The sequence below is a fragment of the Lysinibacillus sp. genome (assembly GCF_032093475.1).
GTDB classification, from domain to species: Bacteria; Bacillota; Bacilli; order Bacillales_A; family Planococcaceae; genus Lysinibacillus; species Lysinibacillus irui.
The window spans coordinates 16,809-33,143 of the sequence record NZ_DAMDAY010000019.1; the positions used below are offsets into that span (position 1 = coordinate 16,809).

Consider the following 16,335-nt stretch of genomic DNA (forward strand, 5'->3'; position numbering starts at 1 on the left):
CATATATGACAATCAGCTTTCTGACAACTATTTTCAGTAACTTCTACTTACACTACCACATATAGCATGTTTTTCACGTATTCCCACAAAATACAGTATAAATTTTATGTTTAAAATGTAAATTTCTCTTGCATTCACTAGAAAATTAAGTAGTTTTTCTATATAATAAAGTTATCAGAATTATTGTTCTGAATATAAAATTAGAAAAGGGGATGTCTAAGGCAGCTACTTATTAGCCTAAGTGCACTCCGCACATATTGTCGTCCGCTAGTCTTTGCCAAGAGAATTAAGATGAAGGAGTGGTTCATTTAATGAAACCAACTACTGATCGAATGCTTAATCGTATTAAAGACGTGTACATGTTTATTTTAGACAAAGGAACCGTGTCTACACAGGATTTAGTCGAAGAGTTTAGTATCACTCCTCGCACCGTTCAAAGAGATTTGAACGTGTTAGCCTTTAACGATTTGGTGATGAGTCCAAGTCGAGGCAAATGGACAACGACGAAGAAAAAAGTAAAATTGACGTCTTAGTTTTACGTTTTGTACGTAAAGCATTTGTTTGGAAAAGAATGGCCTTTCGTCGGGGTCATTCTTTTTTGTCTTTAAAAGGTTAATAGATTTTTGTGAGTTGTTGAAGAGTGGAATTATTGGTTAAAGAATCTTATTTTCAATCCATTCGATTAGTTGTTTGAATTAGACACTTCACTTTATTATCTTTATAAAATGTTACCCCCGTTCTTCATCAAAAGTATTTTGACTATTTACAGTTGCTTAACAATCCGTTAAACTCGAAACATTCTAAATGTTGAGAGGAGGATTTTAAATGAAATTTTCTACGTTGTTTCATCCATTAGTTTGGATTATTTTAGGTGGAACAATCTTCACTCGTATTGCAAGCTTTATGGCAATGCCCTTTTTAGCTATTTATCTACATAATGAAATTGAAGCCTCCCCTTTACAAATCGGGTTAACGATTGGTATTGCCCCGCTTATTTCTACTGTTGGTGGTTTTTTTGGTGGTTATTTAACAGACCGCTTCGGTAGAAAAAGTGTTATTCTCCTAACAATCGTCGTTTGGAGTCTTGTATTCTTTGGCTTCGCAACCGTTCATGCTGTTTGGCTTTTTGTACTATTCAATGCTTTGAATGGTCTTTGCCGTTCATTTTTTGAACCATCCACACAAGCATTAATGATTGATTTTACACCTGCTGATAAACGAAAAAGACTATTTTCATTACGTTACACAGCCATTAATATTGCCGCTGTCATTGGACCAATAATCGGTGTATACATTTCACAGCTATCCAGTCCAAGCATCCCTTTTATGCTGACAGGTATTATGTATATTATTTACGCTGTATTTTTATTTTTCGTGTTAAATCGTTATCAAATGCAGCAACCAAAAGCTGTCGCTCAAACAAAAATTCTAAGTACATTCACAATCCTTTTAACAAATCGTGTCCTACTTAGCTTTATTTTTGGTGCGATCTTAATCAATATTGGATACTCCCAATTTGATTCTACATTACCGCAAATTATTGAACTAAAAATAGACGATGGTGCGAAGCTTTATTCTCTATTAATCTCACTCAATGCGGCAGTCGTCTTATTATTACAATTACCGATTAGTATTGTGTCAGAGCGTTTTTCATCATCCTCAACATTGTTAGTGGGAATCCTGTTCTTTGCACTTGGACTCTTTTTGTTCGGTTTCTCCAATAACTATACGCTTTATATTATCGCTATGATTATTTTTACCATTGGTGAAATATTTGCCTTCCCAACGATGAATGTCATGATTGATGAAATTGCGCCTGATACCCAAAAAGCTACTTATCTTGGCGCAGCACAATTTAAAAATTTAGGAGGCTTCATTGGTCCAATCATAGGTGGTTGGCTATTAACTCATTATATGAATGCTATGTTTGCTGTCATCGCCATTCTTGTATTATGTAGCTGTATCTTTTACAGATCAAAAACAACAACCCATTAATAGCAAGCATCTCTTTCGATATAGCGACATTTGCTGAATTAAAACAAACGCTCCATTTCTTAAAAATAACCAATCTGGCTATCAATGAGAATGGAGCGTTTTTTTAAATTTTATATTGGTTGTCCGCAGCGACTTCTTGATAACTAGAATATTGATCTTTACCAGCATTTTTAGATTGATAGAGCGCCTTATCAGCCCTTTCAAATAAGCTCATTTCTGTATCTTCAGCAAGATAAAGGGAACCCCCCATACTCACAGATAAGACAGACCATTTTTCACTTGTCCGTCCCTCATATTGAACGGTTCTTATTTGAGTCAAAATACCCTCTGCAATTTGCTGCATATGTTGTTCTGTTGTATCGTACAAGACAATGGCAAATTCATCTCCACCGAATCTCACAACAAAACCGTTGTTTTTCACTACACGCTTTAAAATCAAGGCTGTTTCAATCAGGATATGATCCCCTTCTACATGCCCATATTGATCATTCACTTGCTTAAAATTATCTAAATCAATTAACAATAAACCGGGCACATTCATTTTTCTTTTTCTTAATAAATTGTCAATCTTCCGTATATAAGTAGCACGATTATAAACACCTGTTAACGGATCAAAGGTCGCCAAGTGGATTGTTTTAGATAAAATTTTATTAATAACTAATAACATAATAAAGGAAGTTAGTAAAGCAATGGTTAGTAAAATCCAAAATTGTTGTGTATTTTTTTGGAGTGCTTCAATTTTAGTAAAATTTACAAATTTTACATAAACCACTCTTTTTGAGGACTCTCCTCTCACTGTCTCTGCTTCATAAGGCAAAAAAAGATGTGTTTCTATATAACTATGATCTAAGGTTTGATATTCAACTGGCTCCATTTTTTTCTTGGCTAGCTCAAAATATTTTTGAAATTGTTCGGAATGATCTTGCACGTTGTTCCGCTTTGTTCTTGAATTATCAAAGAAAACTCCACCAGCGTTAATAGTTTGCACTTCTACTAAATCTTTATATTTAGCAATTAAGTAATCGGCGGTTTTCTCAAAATTAAAGGTTTGAAAGACCGGATCATTCAATAAATCGATACCTAGCTCCAGCAAATATTTTTTATCATGTGTTGCTAAATAGCCAAATTTTCGGTATTCCCCTGTCGTCGTTGAAATATCAATTCCATCTGAATAAAACTCACCGCTAGCGCGTCGCTCATCCAATAAAGCAGAGAAACGTTGACAGCAACGCGAAAAATCCAAGCCAATATCTTTTGCAAATGTCGAGTAAGTGACTTTGTTGGATTGATCTACTATGTAAATATCCATCCCATGTTTATTTTTCATTTCTTGTAAATCCCAAGTAGTAATATTAGGGTTTTCACGGTAATAATTTTTTAAATTTCTAAGTTCCTGCTCCATTTTCTCCGACATATTTTTATCAAAATAGAAATGAGCATTATCAATTGTTTGCATATCTGTCAGAATATGATTTTCAATTAACACTTTATTCATGGCTACTTGCTTTTCTATATCCGCCACTAGTATTTGTCTGTTTACATATGAAATGACAGCTACGAGTATAACTGCAAAAGCTATTAAAGATAGTAATAATTTAATACGCAGGTTCTTCATTTTTTTGTCCTCTACTTATTTACACTATCATATTTTGGAAACATTTAGAGAAATGATAAGTTCCATGACTATATCACCATAACTCATTTCATATTATACAGTTACTGTTCTTATACTGTATATAAAAATCCCCGATGCTATATTAGCATCGAGGAATTGGTTAATGATTGTTTTGTAAGCTCTCAAGCTCTTCTGATGTCAACTCGCGATATTCACCTAACGCTAGGTTATCATCTAATTTTAGATTCCCCATGGATAAACGCTTTAAGTACGTTACTCGTTTACCTACCGTCTCGAACATTCGCTTTACTTGATGAAATTTGCCTTCCTGTATCGTTAGCTCAATTTCTGATTGCTGCGCAGATTTTAAGATTACAAGCTTTCCTGGCTTTGTTATATAGCCATCATCTAATTCCACTCCATGAGCAAACTTCTCTGCATCCTCTTCCGTCACTACGCCATCAATCTGTGCGTAATAAACTTTTGGTACGTGTTTTTTCGGAGACAATAAGTTATGAGCTAAGATACCATCATTTGTTAATAACAGCAAACCCTCCGTATCTTTATCTAAACGGCCTACTGGGAATGGCTGAAAATGCTGGTGTAATGGTTCTAATAAATCAATAACTGTTTCATCTCTTAAATCTTCTGTGGCAGAAATAACACCAGGTGGTTTATTCATCATAAAATAGACAAACTCTGTGTACACGACGCGTTCTCCAAACACCGACACATTCTGCTGTTCAGGGTCTACGTGTAATGCTGCATCTTTCACATAAGCACCATCCACTGTGACAGCTTTTTGCTTTAATAGCTGCTTCACTTCCTTACGTGAACCGTACCCCATATTTGCTAGTAATTTATCTAAACGCATTGTACCACTCCTATTTTATACCCAGTTTACTCGTAATACGAGTCAATCGTTCACCCAATAGCTTTTGTGCTAAACCTAAACGGAGTGATAAAAAGCCATAGACAGCTGCACCGACTCCGGCACAAACAATAGAAAATAGTAATGCTGAGAATTTACTATCAACTGGCCCCATTAATAATTCCAATAATTTATGCACAATCAATACGCTAATGGCCATTGCCATTGTTAATAAAGCAATTAACATAACACGACGAACAACCATTTCTGATCGATAATTTAATGTTTTTCGTAACACAAGGATATTGATAATAATTGATACGCTATAACCAATAGCCGTTGCTACAATAGCACCATCTGCCTCCAGCCAGCGGATTAATGGGATATTTAATGCAAGCTTGACGAAAATCCCTGATAATAAGCTGAAAACAATCCACTTTTGAAAATCGATCCCTTGTAACAAGGCAGCAGTTACTTGGAATAAAGCAAATAAAATGGCAACCGGTGCATAATGAGCTAAAATGGTTGCACCCATTTCACTTTCCGAATAAAGCATAAAGTAAATTTCATTTGCTAATAGAGAAATCCCTACCACTGCTGGCAATGTAATAAAAATTAAAATTTGATAGGTTTTATCCATTGCATGACGTAGTGATAAATACTCGCCCTGAGTGTAATACTTAGTAATGGTCGGGACAAGCGCCATGGAAAACCCTGTTGCTAGCATAACGGGAATGATTACAACCTTATGTGTCATAAAGTTGATCATTGATAAATACGTATCAGTCACCTCAGCTAAACCAATCGATGTCATCGCTCCATTAAACGTGAGCATGTCGACTAATTGGAATAAAGGATTGGCTACCCCAACAAACACCATTGGTATGGAGTAGGTAATGACCTCTTTGTAAATATTAGACATAGGCAGCTGTGTGGACGTTACACTTTGACTACGTAGTAGATTGAATTCTGGCTGATACTTTTTCCAGTAATAATACAAAACACCTAATCCACCAATTGCTCCAATAAAGGCAGCAAATACAGCAAAGGAAATCGCTGTCTCTGGTTTACCTTTGAACACAATGACTACTAGGAAGGAACCACCCAGTAACACAACAATTCGCACAATTTGTTCTACTAATTGTGAAACTGCAGTAGGCTCCATTTTGTCATAGCCTTGGAAAAAGCCACGCCATAGACTCATAAATGGGACTACAATTAAAGCAAAGCTGACCCAACGTATGACTGAAGCAATTTGTTCGACTGTAAAGACCTGTTCCTCACTCTTAATGACCAGCCCTGCTATTGGCGTTGCAAGAAGAAAGAGTGCAATAAATGCCGCGAAGCCTGTCACCATCATAATGAGGATGCCCGATTTCATTAGCTTGCGACCTGATTGATAATCTCCCATTGCATTATACTTGGAAACGAACTTAGAAACCGCGATTGGCGCACCTGAAATGGCTATTGCCAACATGATAGAATAAGGGATATATGCATATTGATAAAGTGCGATGTTCTTCTCACCCACAATTGCATAAAACGGAAAAATATAAATTAATCCGAGGACCTTCGATAAAAACATCCCCATTGTTAATATCGCAGTACCTTTCATTAAATTGGACATCATACCCATCCATTCATTGTAAAATCAATATTAATATCGTAACACTTTAAAGGCTCTTATAAAACATTTTCCTTACTCAAACACGACATGCAAACGCTGTCACCTTGTAAATGATTTAAGTAAACCAATTGTAATCTTACCACATTTATAGGAAATGAGACGCATAAAAACACCAAAAAGTTCATTCATAAAGAAACTTGATGAAAAAAGGCCTTAAAATAATCGGTGAGGATGTAGAAAATCCCCACCGATTTGAATATTTCTTTATACCATGTCCACGAAGAACTTTTTGTACCATACTAGGAATACATAAGCTGTCCAAATATAGCGACCACGATTTGCTTTTCCTTCATAGTGCTCATCTAAATAGCCTACTAATTGTTTTGTATCAAAGAATTCATTCGCAAAGTCAGTTGTAAACATTTCTTTTACCATGTTGTAATACTTTTCTTCACGTAACCAGTGACGAATTGGCACTGGGAATCCAAGTTTTGGACGTTTTGCCCATTCTTCTGGTAACTCTTGATGTGCAGCTTGACGTAACACATACTTTGTATCAATATCATTGACACGGTATCTAGATGGAATATCTTTCGCTAATTCCATAACTTCCTTATCTAAAAATGGTACACGTAATTCGATCGAATGTGCCATACTCATTTTATCTGCCTTTAATAATATGTCACCTGGCATCCAAAGGTTTAGATCTAGGTACTGCATTTTTGTCACATCGTCATCACCAGGGACTTCATCATAAATACGTTTTGTAATCGATTTGACAGATGGGGCATTTTTATAAGCAGGCTTTAGAACATTGATGGCATCTACTTCATCCCAAACTACTGCTTCCCCAATAAAACGTTCTTCTACTGTTTGGGCACCTTTAATAAGGAAGTTCGTATATTGATTTTTCGGTAAAGCTTCTGCCATTCCGCGTAATGTTTTACGAAGACCTAATGGTAGTTTTTCGTATTTTTGCATTCTTCCTGAATTTTGATACCAAGCATAGCCACCAAAAATTTCATCAGCGCCTTCACCTGATAGGACAACTGTTACATCTTTTGAAGCAAGCTCCGAAAGGAAGTAAAGTGGTACTGAAGATGGATTAGATTGTGGCTCGTCCATATGCCATTGAATTTTAGGAAGTGCTTCAAAGCACTCATCTGCCGTAATGTATCTACGTTCATTTTGAATATTTAACGTATCTGATAAATCTTTTGCAAGGTTTGTTTCATTGAACATATCTTCATAGTCAGCAAATCCAACTGAGAAGGATTTATCTGGGCGTAATAAAGACGTTATATAACTAGAGTCAATACCACCTGACAGGAATGAACCAACCTTTACATCACTAATTTTATGAGCCTCTACAGACTCTTTCACAGTGGAACGAATATCTTCAATATATTTTTCTATCGGTGCTTCTTTTGCATGGAATTTTTTATCCCAATATTGAACGATTTGCTTTTGACCATTTTGAATCAGCATATAGTGTGCTGGTGGTAATTTAAAGACACCTTTAAAGAATGTTTCATCCATAGATGAATACTGGAATGTTAAATACGGGCGTAATGCCTGTTTATTTAATTCTTTTATAAAAGAAGGATGTGGTAAAAACGATTTAATTTCAGAACCGAAAATAAATGTACCATCTGTTGTATGCTCAGAGTAGTACAATGGTTTAATACCAAAGCCATCACGAGCGATAAATTGTAAATCATTCTTTTTATCCCAAATACAGAAGGCAAACATCCCACGTAATTTTTTCACAAAATCTACGCCATATTCTACATAACCATAAATAATAACTTCACTATCTGATTGTGTTTTAAAAGTATGACCTTTTTCAATTAAATCTGCACGCAGCTCTTGGAAGTTAAAAATCTCTCCATTAAATACAAGCACGATATTGCCGTCTTCACTATATAATGGTTGATTCGCTACGTCTGATAAGTCAATAATACTTAATCGACGGAAACCTAACGTTACTTTATCGTCACTATGAATACCGCCGCTATCCGGTCCGCGGTGAATAATTGTATTCATCATATTTTCTATTGTTTGATGATGATCAATCACATTTGTTCCATTAATATACCCTATAAATCCGCACATTCTATTTTTCACCTCATAATTTAGTGCATAACCTTTACCATAATAGCACGAAAAGACATTCATTTCATGCTGACAATGCTAATAAAGGAAAACTTTCATCGTTATAATTGAATAACAAAGATTATTGTGTTTCATTCTACTATAAATAGTGTTCATCATGAAAGATGAGATAAAGAATTATAAAACACTTTTCTATTATTTTCAATGTCAAACAAGCCCCCTCTCTCTATATAGACTTCATGTATAATAGGAAAGATTCCTAAATTGAACAGAAAGTGAGTTTCTAACTATGTATGATGTAATCGTGATCGGTGGTGGCCCATCTGGTTTAATGGCGGCAATTGCTGCTGGAGAGCGTAAAAAGAAAGTTTTATTGTTAGAAAAAGGAGCGAAACTTGGCAAAAAATTAGCCATTTCTGGCGGTGGACGCTGTAATGTTACAAATCGTTTGCCTGTCGAAGAAATCGTAAAGCATATACCTGGTAATGGTCGTTTTCTCTATAGCCCGTTTACCGTTTATAATAATGAAGATATTATTACATTTTTTGAAGGGCTTGGTGTGGCACTGAAGGAAGAGGATCATGGCAGAATGTTCCCTGTGTCAAATCGTGCACAAGATGTTGTCGATGCGTTGATTAGGCAGCTTCAACATCTCCATGTCGAGGTTCGTTTACACACAGCCGTTAGTAAGCTTGTTATGGATGAGGAAAAAATTCTTGGTGTACGTCTTGCTGATGGCTCAGAAGTTCGTAGCCAAGCAGTCGTTGTGGCTGTTGGTGGTAAGGCTGTCCCACAAACAGGTTCAACAGGAGACGGCTATCCATGGGCAGAACGGGCTGGCCATACAATTACAACATTATTTCCAACTGAAGTCCCCGTTATTTCAAAAGAGGATTTTATACAAGCGCGTGAGCTTCAGGGGCTAGCATTACGTGATGTGGCTGTATCTGTGTTAAACAAAAAGGGTAAGGTGCTCGTTACACATCAAATGGATATGCTCTTCACCCATTTTGGCTTAAGTGGTCCTGCTGTTTTACGCTGTAGTCAATTTGTTGTCAAAGAATTAATGAAAACAGGCTATGAGCCAGTGACCATGCGTATACAAACACTAGTTGATTATAATGAGGAAACATGTTTGCAATATTTAAATAGGCTAATCAAGGAAGATCCAAAAAAGGCAGTGAAAAATGTTTGGAAGGGCATTGCCCCTGAACGTTGGCTATTATTTTTATGTGAACGAGCAAATATCGATGTCCAATTGACAGGTGCCGAATTATCCCAAGATAAAATCCGTCAGCTAGCACGTTTACTAGTGAACTTCACATTGACAGTGAACGGCACACAGTCACTTGATAAAGCCTTTGTTACAGGCGGTGGTGTCTCCGTAAAAGAAATCGAGCCGAAAACAATGGCTTCTAAGAAAAAAGAAGGATTGTTCTTCTGTGGGGAAATTCTTGATATTCATGGCTATACAGGAGGCTATAATATCACCTCCGCCCTCGTAACAGGACGTATTGCAGGAATGAATGCGGCTTTATAATAGAAGAAAAAGCGTGTCCGAGAAAAATGGACACGCCTTTTTTAGCTTTCACTAGACATATAAACTTCTTCAAACGGCTGGATAATAACAAAGCCCTCACCTGAAAACGCCATCTGGATAGATTCACCACTACCACGACCGATAAAGGTACGGAAGCTGATATCCGTTTTAAATTCAGGTGTTAGACTGCCTGACCAAGCAACAGTAGCATGTGGATCAGTATAGACAGTTTCACCTGGTTTCACTAATAACGTCAATGGTTCAAAATGTGTTGTAATCGCTACTTTTCCTGTACCTTGTAATGTTACATTAAATAAACCGCCTGACATGATGCCAGCCATTTTACGCATTAAACGGATATCCCAGTTGATGCTAGGTTCAAAGGCCAGTAAATCATTCCCATTTACACAAATACTGTCGTTTTTCAAATCAAAGACCGTTACTTTCTTTCCTTGGTCCGCTAAGTATAATCTGCCCTTTCCGCTAGCTTTCATTAATTGCGTTCCTTCACCTGTTAACGCCTTTTTAAACATCTTGCCAAGCCCATGCTCTAAAACACGCTCACGTTCAAATTTAATGTCTCCAGTATAGGAGATCATGGCGCCCATTTTCGACCATACTTCTCCGTTTAAATTAACCTCTAATACACGTTCCGTTTCCAATTCGAAATAATCATTTTCATTGTCATCCTGTTGTGTTTTATTAATAAATTCATCTAAAGAAAATTTCCCCATAATGAATCCCTCCCTAATTACCTTATATACGTTTTTCTTTGAGAAAAGATTCAAATTTTAACTGTTTGTTCCTTATCCCGTGTTTCGTTACAAATTTTCTCTTTTAATAACGAAATCACGTTATTTCCAGTAATGTTATTGACATCCTTTGTGGACTGTTATACATTAAACGAAGAAATAACGATTGTTATATAACACTCACTGCAAAAAAATACTATATAAGTGCCATGTGCGAAATGACACCTATATAGTAGTTCAAATTATTGTGTTGCAGAGACGTCTCCAACATCTTGTGCTGCTTTTAAAGCTGTTCGTTTACGTACATCTGCACGTAGTGTTATTGAAATAATTAACGAAGCAGCAATTAATCCAGCGAATACATAGAATACTGGAATATAGCTTCCATAAGCGTTTTTAATTGTACTTACTAACAACGGTCCAAAAATACCACCCAATGACCAAGTTGTTAATAAATAGCCATGGATAACACCTAATTGTTTTGTACCAAATAAATCACTTGCAAACGCAGGTAAATTTGAGAATCCACCACCGTAGCAACTAACCACTAAGAAGATAAGTGCTTGGAAAATTATCACGTTCGTTGTATGTGGTAAAACGATAAATGTAATTAATTGCGCTATAAAGAAAATAACGAATACGTTTGAACGACCGATATAATCCGATACAGCAGCCCAAATTAAACGGCCACCACCATTAAATAACCCCATGATTCCTACCATTGCTGCAGCACCTGCAACAGATAAACCGACAATTTCCTGTGCCATAGGCGAAGCTACAGATATCATCATAATTCCCGCTGTTACATTGACTAAGTGCATTGACCATAACATCCAGAAATGCTTTGTTTTGACAGCTTCACGTGCTGACATAACTGCTAAATCTTTTTTAACAACTTCTTTGCCATTATCGGCAGCTGCCTTCATATTAGCTGGCATATAACCAGGCTTAGGCGGCGCTATATATGAAGCCCCTAAAATCATTAACGTGAAATAACTTGCCCCTAAAATAAAGTATGTTGTAGAAATACCGACTGCCTCCATTAAGTTGGCTGCAACCGGTGCTGTAATTAGTGCCCCAGAACCAAATCCAAGTACGGCCATACCTGTTGCAAGGCCACGGCGATCTGGGAACCATTTTACAAGTGTTGATACAGGTGCAATGTAACCAATCCCCATACCTAATCCACTAAGTACACCATAAGTTAACCAATACATCACAACAGAATCCATTGAAATCGCTACACCAGCACCAGCTTGTCCTGCTCCAAATAAGACAGCTGCTACCATTGCCGATTTACGTGGCCCCATTTTTTCTACTAAGCTACCAAATAATGCTGCTGAAAAACCAGCAAGCCCCATCATAATAGTAAAGGCAACCGTTACCTTTGTTTCACTCCATCCCATTTCCGTGACAATCGGTAGCTTGTATACACTGTATGCATAGGCTCCACCGATGGAAAGGTGAATAGCGATTGCAGATAATGCAATTAACCATCTATTTTTATTCATAAATTCTCATTTCTCCCCTCTTTTGCTACCTGTGAAAATTCTATGAACGTCCATGTAAAACAATTTACCACTTAGAATTATTCAAATGCAAGTGGTTTTTTGAAAAAATATTATTTCTCCAAAAAGTATTTTGTTTTTTCATTATCGTTCTCCTGCATACAAACCTTACAGTCTCTAAGTAGAACGAGGATTATTCTACAAAAAATACGACACCATTTAGCTATTATTACTTTTCTACTCTATTATCAGAATAACCATAAATTATATTAAAATAATAAATTTTGTGTATATTATCACATTCACTAAGTGTATACGTCTTCTATCTCTAGTCATATTCTATTAACAAACATTTATATTCTTCTGCATATTAAATTAATATAATGTAGAAATTTTCAAAATAAAACAGAATTTTTTGGCCAAAACAAACGAAATTTACGCGCTTAAAAAAAGGATAGAAAATTCAAAAGGAGCTTGTTTTTTACTTAAACTTACAAAAATTATCTTTATAAACAATACATTGGGTGTATATTTCGCAAAATATTATAAATACCTCCTTCATTTTATTATTCAAATATATATTTTCCTTACTGTAAATCTAATGCTTTCCTCTACTAACTAGCATAAATTGCTTGTATTGACCTTAAATATTCTGTAATAAGACCAATTTTAAAATCATATTGTTTTTGTGCAAAAGTAAAAAAGCAGCTAAAAAGAAAACCAATATACTAGAAATCATTTCAGCATACTGGTTGGTAAAACACCCTATTCATTTGTTCTTCTTTTTAAAAACTGCAATATTTTTATTTCCTTATAGTAAATACATAATATAATTCCAATTAATATTAATAAGGATCCATACAGTTGAATGCTAGTGGGAAATTGTTTTAAGAATACAGCACTTAATAACATAGCTATCGCTGGTTCAAAATTCAATAAAAGCGAAGCATTCGTTGACCCTATCTCCTTCATTTTTTGATTCCACATTAAATTACTAATCCCATGAATAACAATCGCTGATAAAATTAACAGCAACCAATATGGAGTTTCAACATGCCAATTAGTCTGCGGTAAAATGGTAAAGGAAAAGGGTACAAGCACCAGTAGTCCAATTAAATTTGTATAAAAGGTAATCAACTGTGCAGAGATTTTTAGACTAAGGTGGTTCACAATAATTAGAAACAAGGCAAAGCTTAGCATTGTAATTAAACTTAGCACCTCACCCTTACCGATTGAAATCGAGATAAGTGCTCCTTTTGTAATTATGAGGCCAACCCCTACAAAAGAAATGATTGCACCTAGCCAAAAAATGCCGTTCCGCGATTCATGATAAATCATTTTATTTAGTAATGATGTGGCAATCGGTGCACAGGCTAAGATTAAAGCCGCGGTGATAGGAGAGGTGTGCTGAAGACTGGCATAAAAGCTATAGTGATTAATGGAGACACCTAGTATGCCTGCAATGACCAATAATACTAGATCATTGCGTGTAAATGCTGTTCGGTTAATTGTTTTCCAACTAATACATCCTAAAAACAGAACAATGACAATCAATCTAAAAATGGCGACTGTTATAGGAGCCCAATGGTCAATTAAAATAGAGCCAATTATAAAGTTACTGGCCCAAAAAAATACACAGCTAAATAAAATCATATAGATGGTGAGTTGTTTCATATCTAAATTGCACCTGCATTTAAAGAGACTTCTACATAAGTTATGGTAAAACTATTAAAAATCTACTTTCCTTTCTATTATTCACGTATCTATTACAACATAAGTATAGCAAACTAGAAAACTTCTAGTTTGCTATGTTAACTAAATAAGGGGGATTTAGTTGTTTGTACTAGTTGATAAATTTTCCTTTCGACATAACCACTCGATTAGATGGTTTGCGTGCAATAACTTCAGCACTTGATACTGCGTCAAAGAATACAAAACTTGCTTCGTCCTTCACATTCGGCCAAACCTTCTGGCCATTTGCATCCAATGGTGTCACACCATTTGTAATATATTTTAACGTTTGTCGAATAGAGCGTTCATCCAGTTTACGAGAAATATCTGCAAACGTCGTTGCTTTTTCTAAAATATCTCCTGAGCCATACGGACTCCAAGAATCATAAAATCCATCACAGCCAAAGTGGACATCAACTCCATGCTCTGTCAGTAAATCAATCGGTGGGATTAAGCGTCTTAAATCGAATGGCACGGTTGACATAATTTTCACTTGTTGTTGTGCTAATCGTTCAGCAATTTTGTGCTGCTCCAGTAAAGATACATCACCAAGTGAAAAGGCATGACTAATCGCCGTTCTACCTTGATATTTTGCATCTTCAACGATATCGATCCATTTATCGATTGTATAATAGCCAACATGACCACCGTCATGAAGGTGAATATCAACATCTACATTAAATTCCTGTGCGATATCCATCACTTCATATAACGAAGGTTCTATTGAATTATCAATCCCTGCTGGATCAAGACCACCAATCATTGTCGCCCCATTACGTAAGGCTTCACGCAATAGTTTAGGGACATCATCTCTTAATAAGCCGTGCTGTGGAAAGGCAATAACTTCTGATGTCACAACATCTTTATAATCCTCCAATGCCGCTAGTACGCCCTCTAAATTTTTCAAGCCAATGTACGGATCGATATTAACATGTGTACGAATATGATTGGCGCCATTTTGAACGATTTTTTCAATCATTGCAGCCGCGCGTTGTTTACCTGTTGTAGCAAGAATGGATAACTCTTGTGCTTCACGCTCAAGTCGTTCCTTTAAATTCTTAACTGGTACACATGCTTTCCAAGGTAAAGATAAGTATGTTTTATCTAAGTGATTGTGCATTTCCTTAAAGGCAGGTAATAAAAGCTTCCCTTTCATATCTGTTACTTCATTTGGAGAACCGACTGCCTGCGTTGCTGGTACAATTTGTGAAATAAACCCATCTGTAATTTCAAGATTAAAAAGCTCCACTTTCGTACCAACTGTATCATTTTCTTTTATATATTCTCCTGTTTCAAGTAGAACATTTGTAAGCCAATGCTTCATCTAAATTCTCCTTTCAACTCTCCTACATCCTGTAAGTGAATTATTTTGCCTTGTGAAATAACAGTAGTAATTGGGCATCTTCTCGCAATAACATGAGCAGTGCTAACACCATCTACTAACAACATATTAGCTTTATCACCAACTTGTGGCCAAACGCGCTCTCCAGCGTCATTCAATGGTGTAATCCCATCAGAAGCGTACTTCCATGCACGACTTAATGAATATTCATCTATAAAACGGAATCTCTCCGCCATTACATTTAATTTCATAATCGTATTGCCTGTACCGTATGGTGACCAATGATCCGTTAAACTATCATGTCCTACAGAAACCTTTACTCCATTGTTATAAAGATACGGAATTGGTATGGTCGAACGATTCAAGTCTGTTGGGACAGTAGTTGTGACGTCTATTTGTACAGCAGCCATTGCTTGAACTAAATTTTCTAATCGTGACTGTTCTAAATCGGCAAGTGCCATCGCATGGCTAATTGTTACTTGACCTTCTTTTTTCGCCTGTTTCGTTAGTTCTATCAATTTATAAAATTCAAATTCACCTAATGTATTAGCTGTATGAATATGAATATCGATTCCTGCATGATAGTCTTGGGCAATACCCATCGTAGTTTGTAGGGATTTTTCAATATTACGGTCTACAATAGATGGATCAACACCCCCAACAAGCGTTGCGCCCATTGCCATTGCTTCACGGATCAGTCCTTCCACATTGGAGCGTAGTAAGCCGTGCTGTGGAAAGGCCACAATATCATAGGTAATTTGATCTTGATATTTTTCTAAAACCTGTTTTGTAATTTCGATATGCTTAGTTCCTATTTGTGGGTCAACATTACAATGTGAACGAATATAGGTATGTCCTTGTGAAATGAGCCACTTCACCATTTCCTCTGCTCGATAAGCAGCTGTTGGTAACTGCTTTGGTAACAGCGTTCTTTCTTCTTCAATACGAGTTAATATCCCTTTAGTAATGGGCCTTGGCGCCTGCCATTCTCCACCGAAGTACGTTTTATCGATATGAATATGCATTTCTCTGAATGAAGGAACTAGCAGTTGCTTTTGAGCATCCACTATTTCTACATCTCCAGCAACCACTATATTCTTATCAACTTGTTGAACATGCCCATCTTCGATTAGGACATCATAAATACCTGTACGAGTTGCAACAATGTGTTCATTTTCGCGCTCATATGCTTCTTCTAATCTCACATTTTTCAGCAATAGTTTACTCATAGTTTCCTCC

The 16,335-nt window shown here is 36.3% G+C and carries 12 protein-coding genes; 3 read left to right on the forward strand and 9 right to left on the reverse strand.

Annotation, left to right across the window (positions count from 1 at the left end; translation table 11 throughout):
• Positions 1 to 311 precede the first annotated feature (311 nt).
• The gene (locus RT445_RS06615) at positions 312 to 533 is read left to right on the forward strand and encodes a DeoR family transcriptional regulator (protein WP_049667439.1); all 222 of its coding nucleotides are present in this window, start codon (positions 312 to 314) and stop codon (positions 531 to 533) included.
• A gap of 292 nt (positions 534 to 825) precedes the next feature.
• Positions 826 to 1,995 carry an MDR family MFS transporter gene (locus RT445_RS06620; RefSeq protein WP_274794131.1) on the forward strand — a complete coding sequence of 390 codons (1,170 nt, stop codon included), beginning with the start codon at positions 826 to 828 and terminating at the stop codon, positions 1,993 to 1,995.
• A 103-nt stretch (positions 1,996 to 2,098) separates the two neighbouring features.
• On the opposite strand, the gene RT445_RS06625 is transcribed toward RT445_RS06620, so the two are convergent.
• From RT445_RS06625 to asnB, 4 genes are all read right to left on the reverse strand, one after another.
• Positions 2,099 to 3,610 carry a diguanylate cyclase domain-containing protein gene (locus RT445_RS06625; RefSeq protein WP_312506623.1) on the reverse strand — a complete coding sequence of 504 codons (1,512 nt, stop codon included), beginning with the start codon at positions 3,608 to 3,610 and terminating at the stop codon, positions 2,099 to 2,101.
• Between the two features lie 160 nt (positions 3,611 to 3,770).
• Entirely contained in the window at positions 3,771 to 4,484 is a 714-nt protein-coding gene (locus tag RT445_RS06630) for a pseudouridine synthase (RefSeq protein ID WP_274794133.1), read from the reverse strand.
• Positions 4,485 to 4,494: 10 nt separating this feature from the next.
• The gene (locus tag RT445_RS06635; protein WP_274794134.1) at positions 4,495 to 6,108 is read right to left on the reverse strand and encodes a putative polysaccharide biosynthesis protein; all 1,614 of its coding nucleotides are present in this window, start codon (positions 6,106 to 6,108) and stop codon (positions 4,495 to 4,497) included.
• Positions 6,109 to 6,372: 264 nt separating this feature from the next.
• Entirely contained in the window at positions 6,373 to 8,223 is a 1,851-nt protein-coding gene (asnB, locus tag RT445_RS06640; protein ID WP_274794135.1) for an asparagine synthase (glutamine-hydrolyzing), read from the reverse strand.
• A 289-nt stretch (positions 8,224 to 8,512) separates the two neighbouring features.
• On the opposite strand from asnB, the gene RT445_RS06645 reads away from it, so the two are divergent.
• Positions 8,513 to 9,763 (forward strand): BaiN/RdsA family NAD(P)/FAD-dependent oxidoreductase, encoded by a 1,251-nt coding sequence (locus RT445_RS06645; protein WP_274794136.1) that lies wholly within the window; start codon positions 8,513 to 8,515, stop codon positions 9,761 to 9,763.
• Positions 9,764 to 9,804: 41 nt separating this feature from the next.
• On the opposite strand, the gene RT445_RS06650 is transcribed toward RT445_RS06645, so the two are convergent.
• The 5 genes from RT445_RS06650 to RT445_RS06670 all read right to left on the reverse strand — a co-directional run bounded on the left by RT445_RS06650 (position 9,805) and on the right by RT445_RS06670 (position 16,325).
• A complete protein-coding gene (locus RT445_RS06650) occupies positions 9,805 to 10,497 on the reverse strand; it encodes an AIM24 family protein (protein ID WP_274794137.1) in 693 nt (230 codons plus the stop codon).
• A 260-nt stretch (positions 10,498 to 10,757) separates the two neighbouring features.
• A complete protein-coding gene (locus RT445_RS06655; RefSeq protein ID WP_274794138.1) occupies positions 10,758 to 12,026 on the reverse strand; it encodes an L-lactate MFS transporter in 1,269 nt (422 codons plus the stop codon).
• A gap of 762 nt (positions 12,027 to 12,788) precedes the next feature.
• Complete coding sequence (locus tag RT445_RS06660; RefSeq protein WP_274794139.1) at positions 12,789 to 13,697, reverse strand: DMT family transporter; 909 nt, start codon at positions 13,695 to 13,697, stop codon at positions 12,789 to 12,791.
• A 169-nt stretch (positions 13,698 to 13,866) separates the two neighbouring features.
• Positions 13,867 to 15,078, reverse strand: a complete 1,212-nt coding sequence (locus RT445_RS06665; RefSeq protein ID WP_274794140.1) for an amidohydrolase — start codon at positions 15,076 to 15,078, stop codon at positions 13,867 to 13,869.
• Positions 15,075 to 16,325 (reverse strand): amidohydrolase family protein, encoded by a 1,251-nt coding sequence (locus tag RT445_RS06670; protein WP_274794141.1) that lies wholly within the window; start codon positions 16,323 to 16,325, stop codon positions 15,075 to 15,077. Before RT445_RS06670 ends, RT445_RS06665 begins: the two co-directional genes overlap by 4 nt.
• Positions 16,326 to 16,335 lie beyond the last annotated feature (10 nt).

Bases quoted from the DNA above. Each gene is read 5' to 3' on its own strand.
- RT445_RS06615 (WP_049667439.1), top strand. From the start codon at position 312: ATGAAACCAACTACTGATCGAATGCTTAATCGTATTAAAGACGTGTAC.
- RT445_RS06620 (WP_274794131.1), top strand. From the start codon at position 826: ATGAAATTTTCTACGTTGTTTCATCCATTAGTTTGGATTATTTTAGGT.
- RT445_RS06625 (WP_312506623.1), bottom strand. From the start codon at position 3,610: ATGAAGAACCTGCGTATTAAATTATTACTATCTTTAATAGCTTTTGCA.
- RT445_RS06630 (WP_274794133.1), bottom strand. From the start codon at position 4,484: ATGCGTTTAGATAAATTACTAGCAAATATGGGGTACGGTTCACGTAAG.
- RT445_RS06635 (WP_274794134.1), bottom strand. From the start codon at position 6,108: ATGTCCAATTTAATGAAAGGTACTGCGATATTAACAATGGGGATGTTT.
- asnB (WP_274794135.1), bottom strand. From the start codon at position 8,223: ATGTGCGGATTTATAGGGTATATTAATGGAACAAATGTGATTGATCAT.
- RT445_RS06645 (WP_274794136.1), top strand. From the start codon at position 8,513: ATGTATGATGTAATCGTGATCGGTGGTGGCCCATCTGGTTTAATGGCG.
- RT445_RS06650 (WP_274794137.1), bottom strand. From the start codon at position 10,497: ATGGGGAAATTTTCTTTAGATGAATTTATTAATAAAACACAACAGGAT.
- RT445_RS06655 (WP_274794138.1), bottom strand. From the start codon at position 12,026: ATGAATAAAAATAGATGGTTAATTGCATTATCTGCAATCGCTATTCAC.
- RT445_RS06660 (WP_274794139.1), bottom strand. From the start codon at position 13,697: ATGAAACAACTCACCATCTATATGATTTTATTTAGCTGTGTATTTTTT.
- RT445_RS06665 (WP_274794140.1), bottom strand. From the start codon at position 15,078: ATGAAGCATTGGCTTACAAATGTTCTACTTGAAACAGGAGAATATATA.
- RT445_RS06670 (WP_274794141.1), bottom strand. From the start codon at position 16,325: ATGAGTAAACTATTGCTGAAAAATGTGAGATTAGAAGAAGCATATGAG.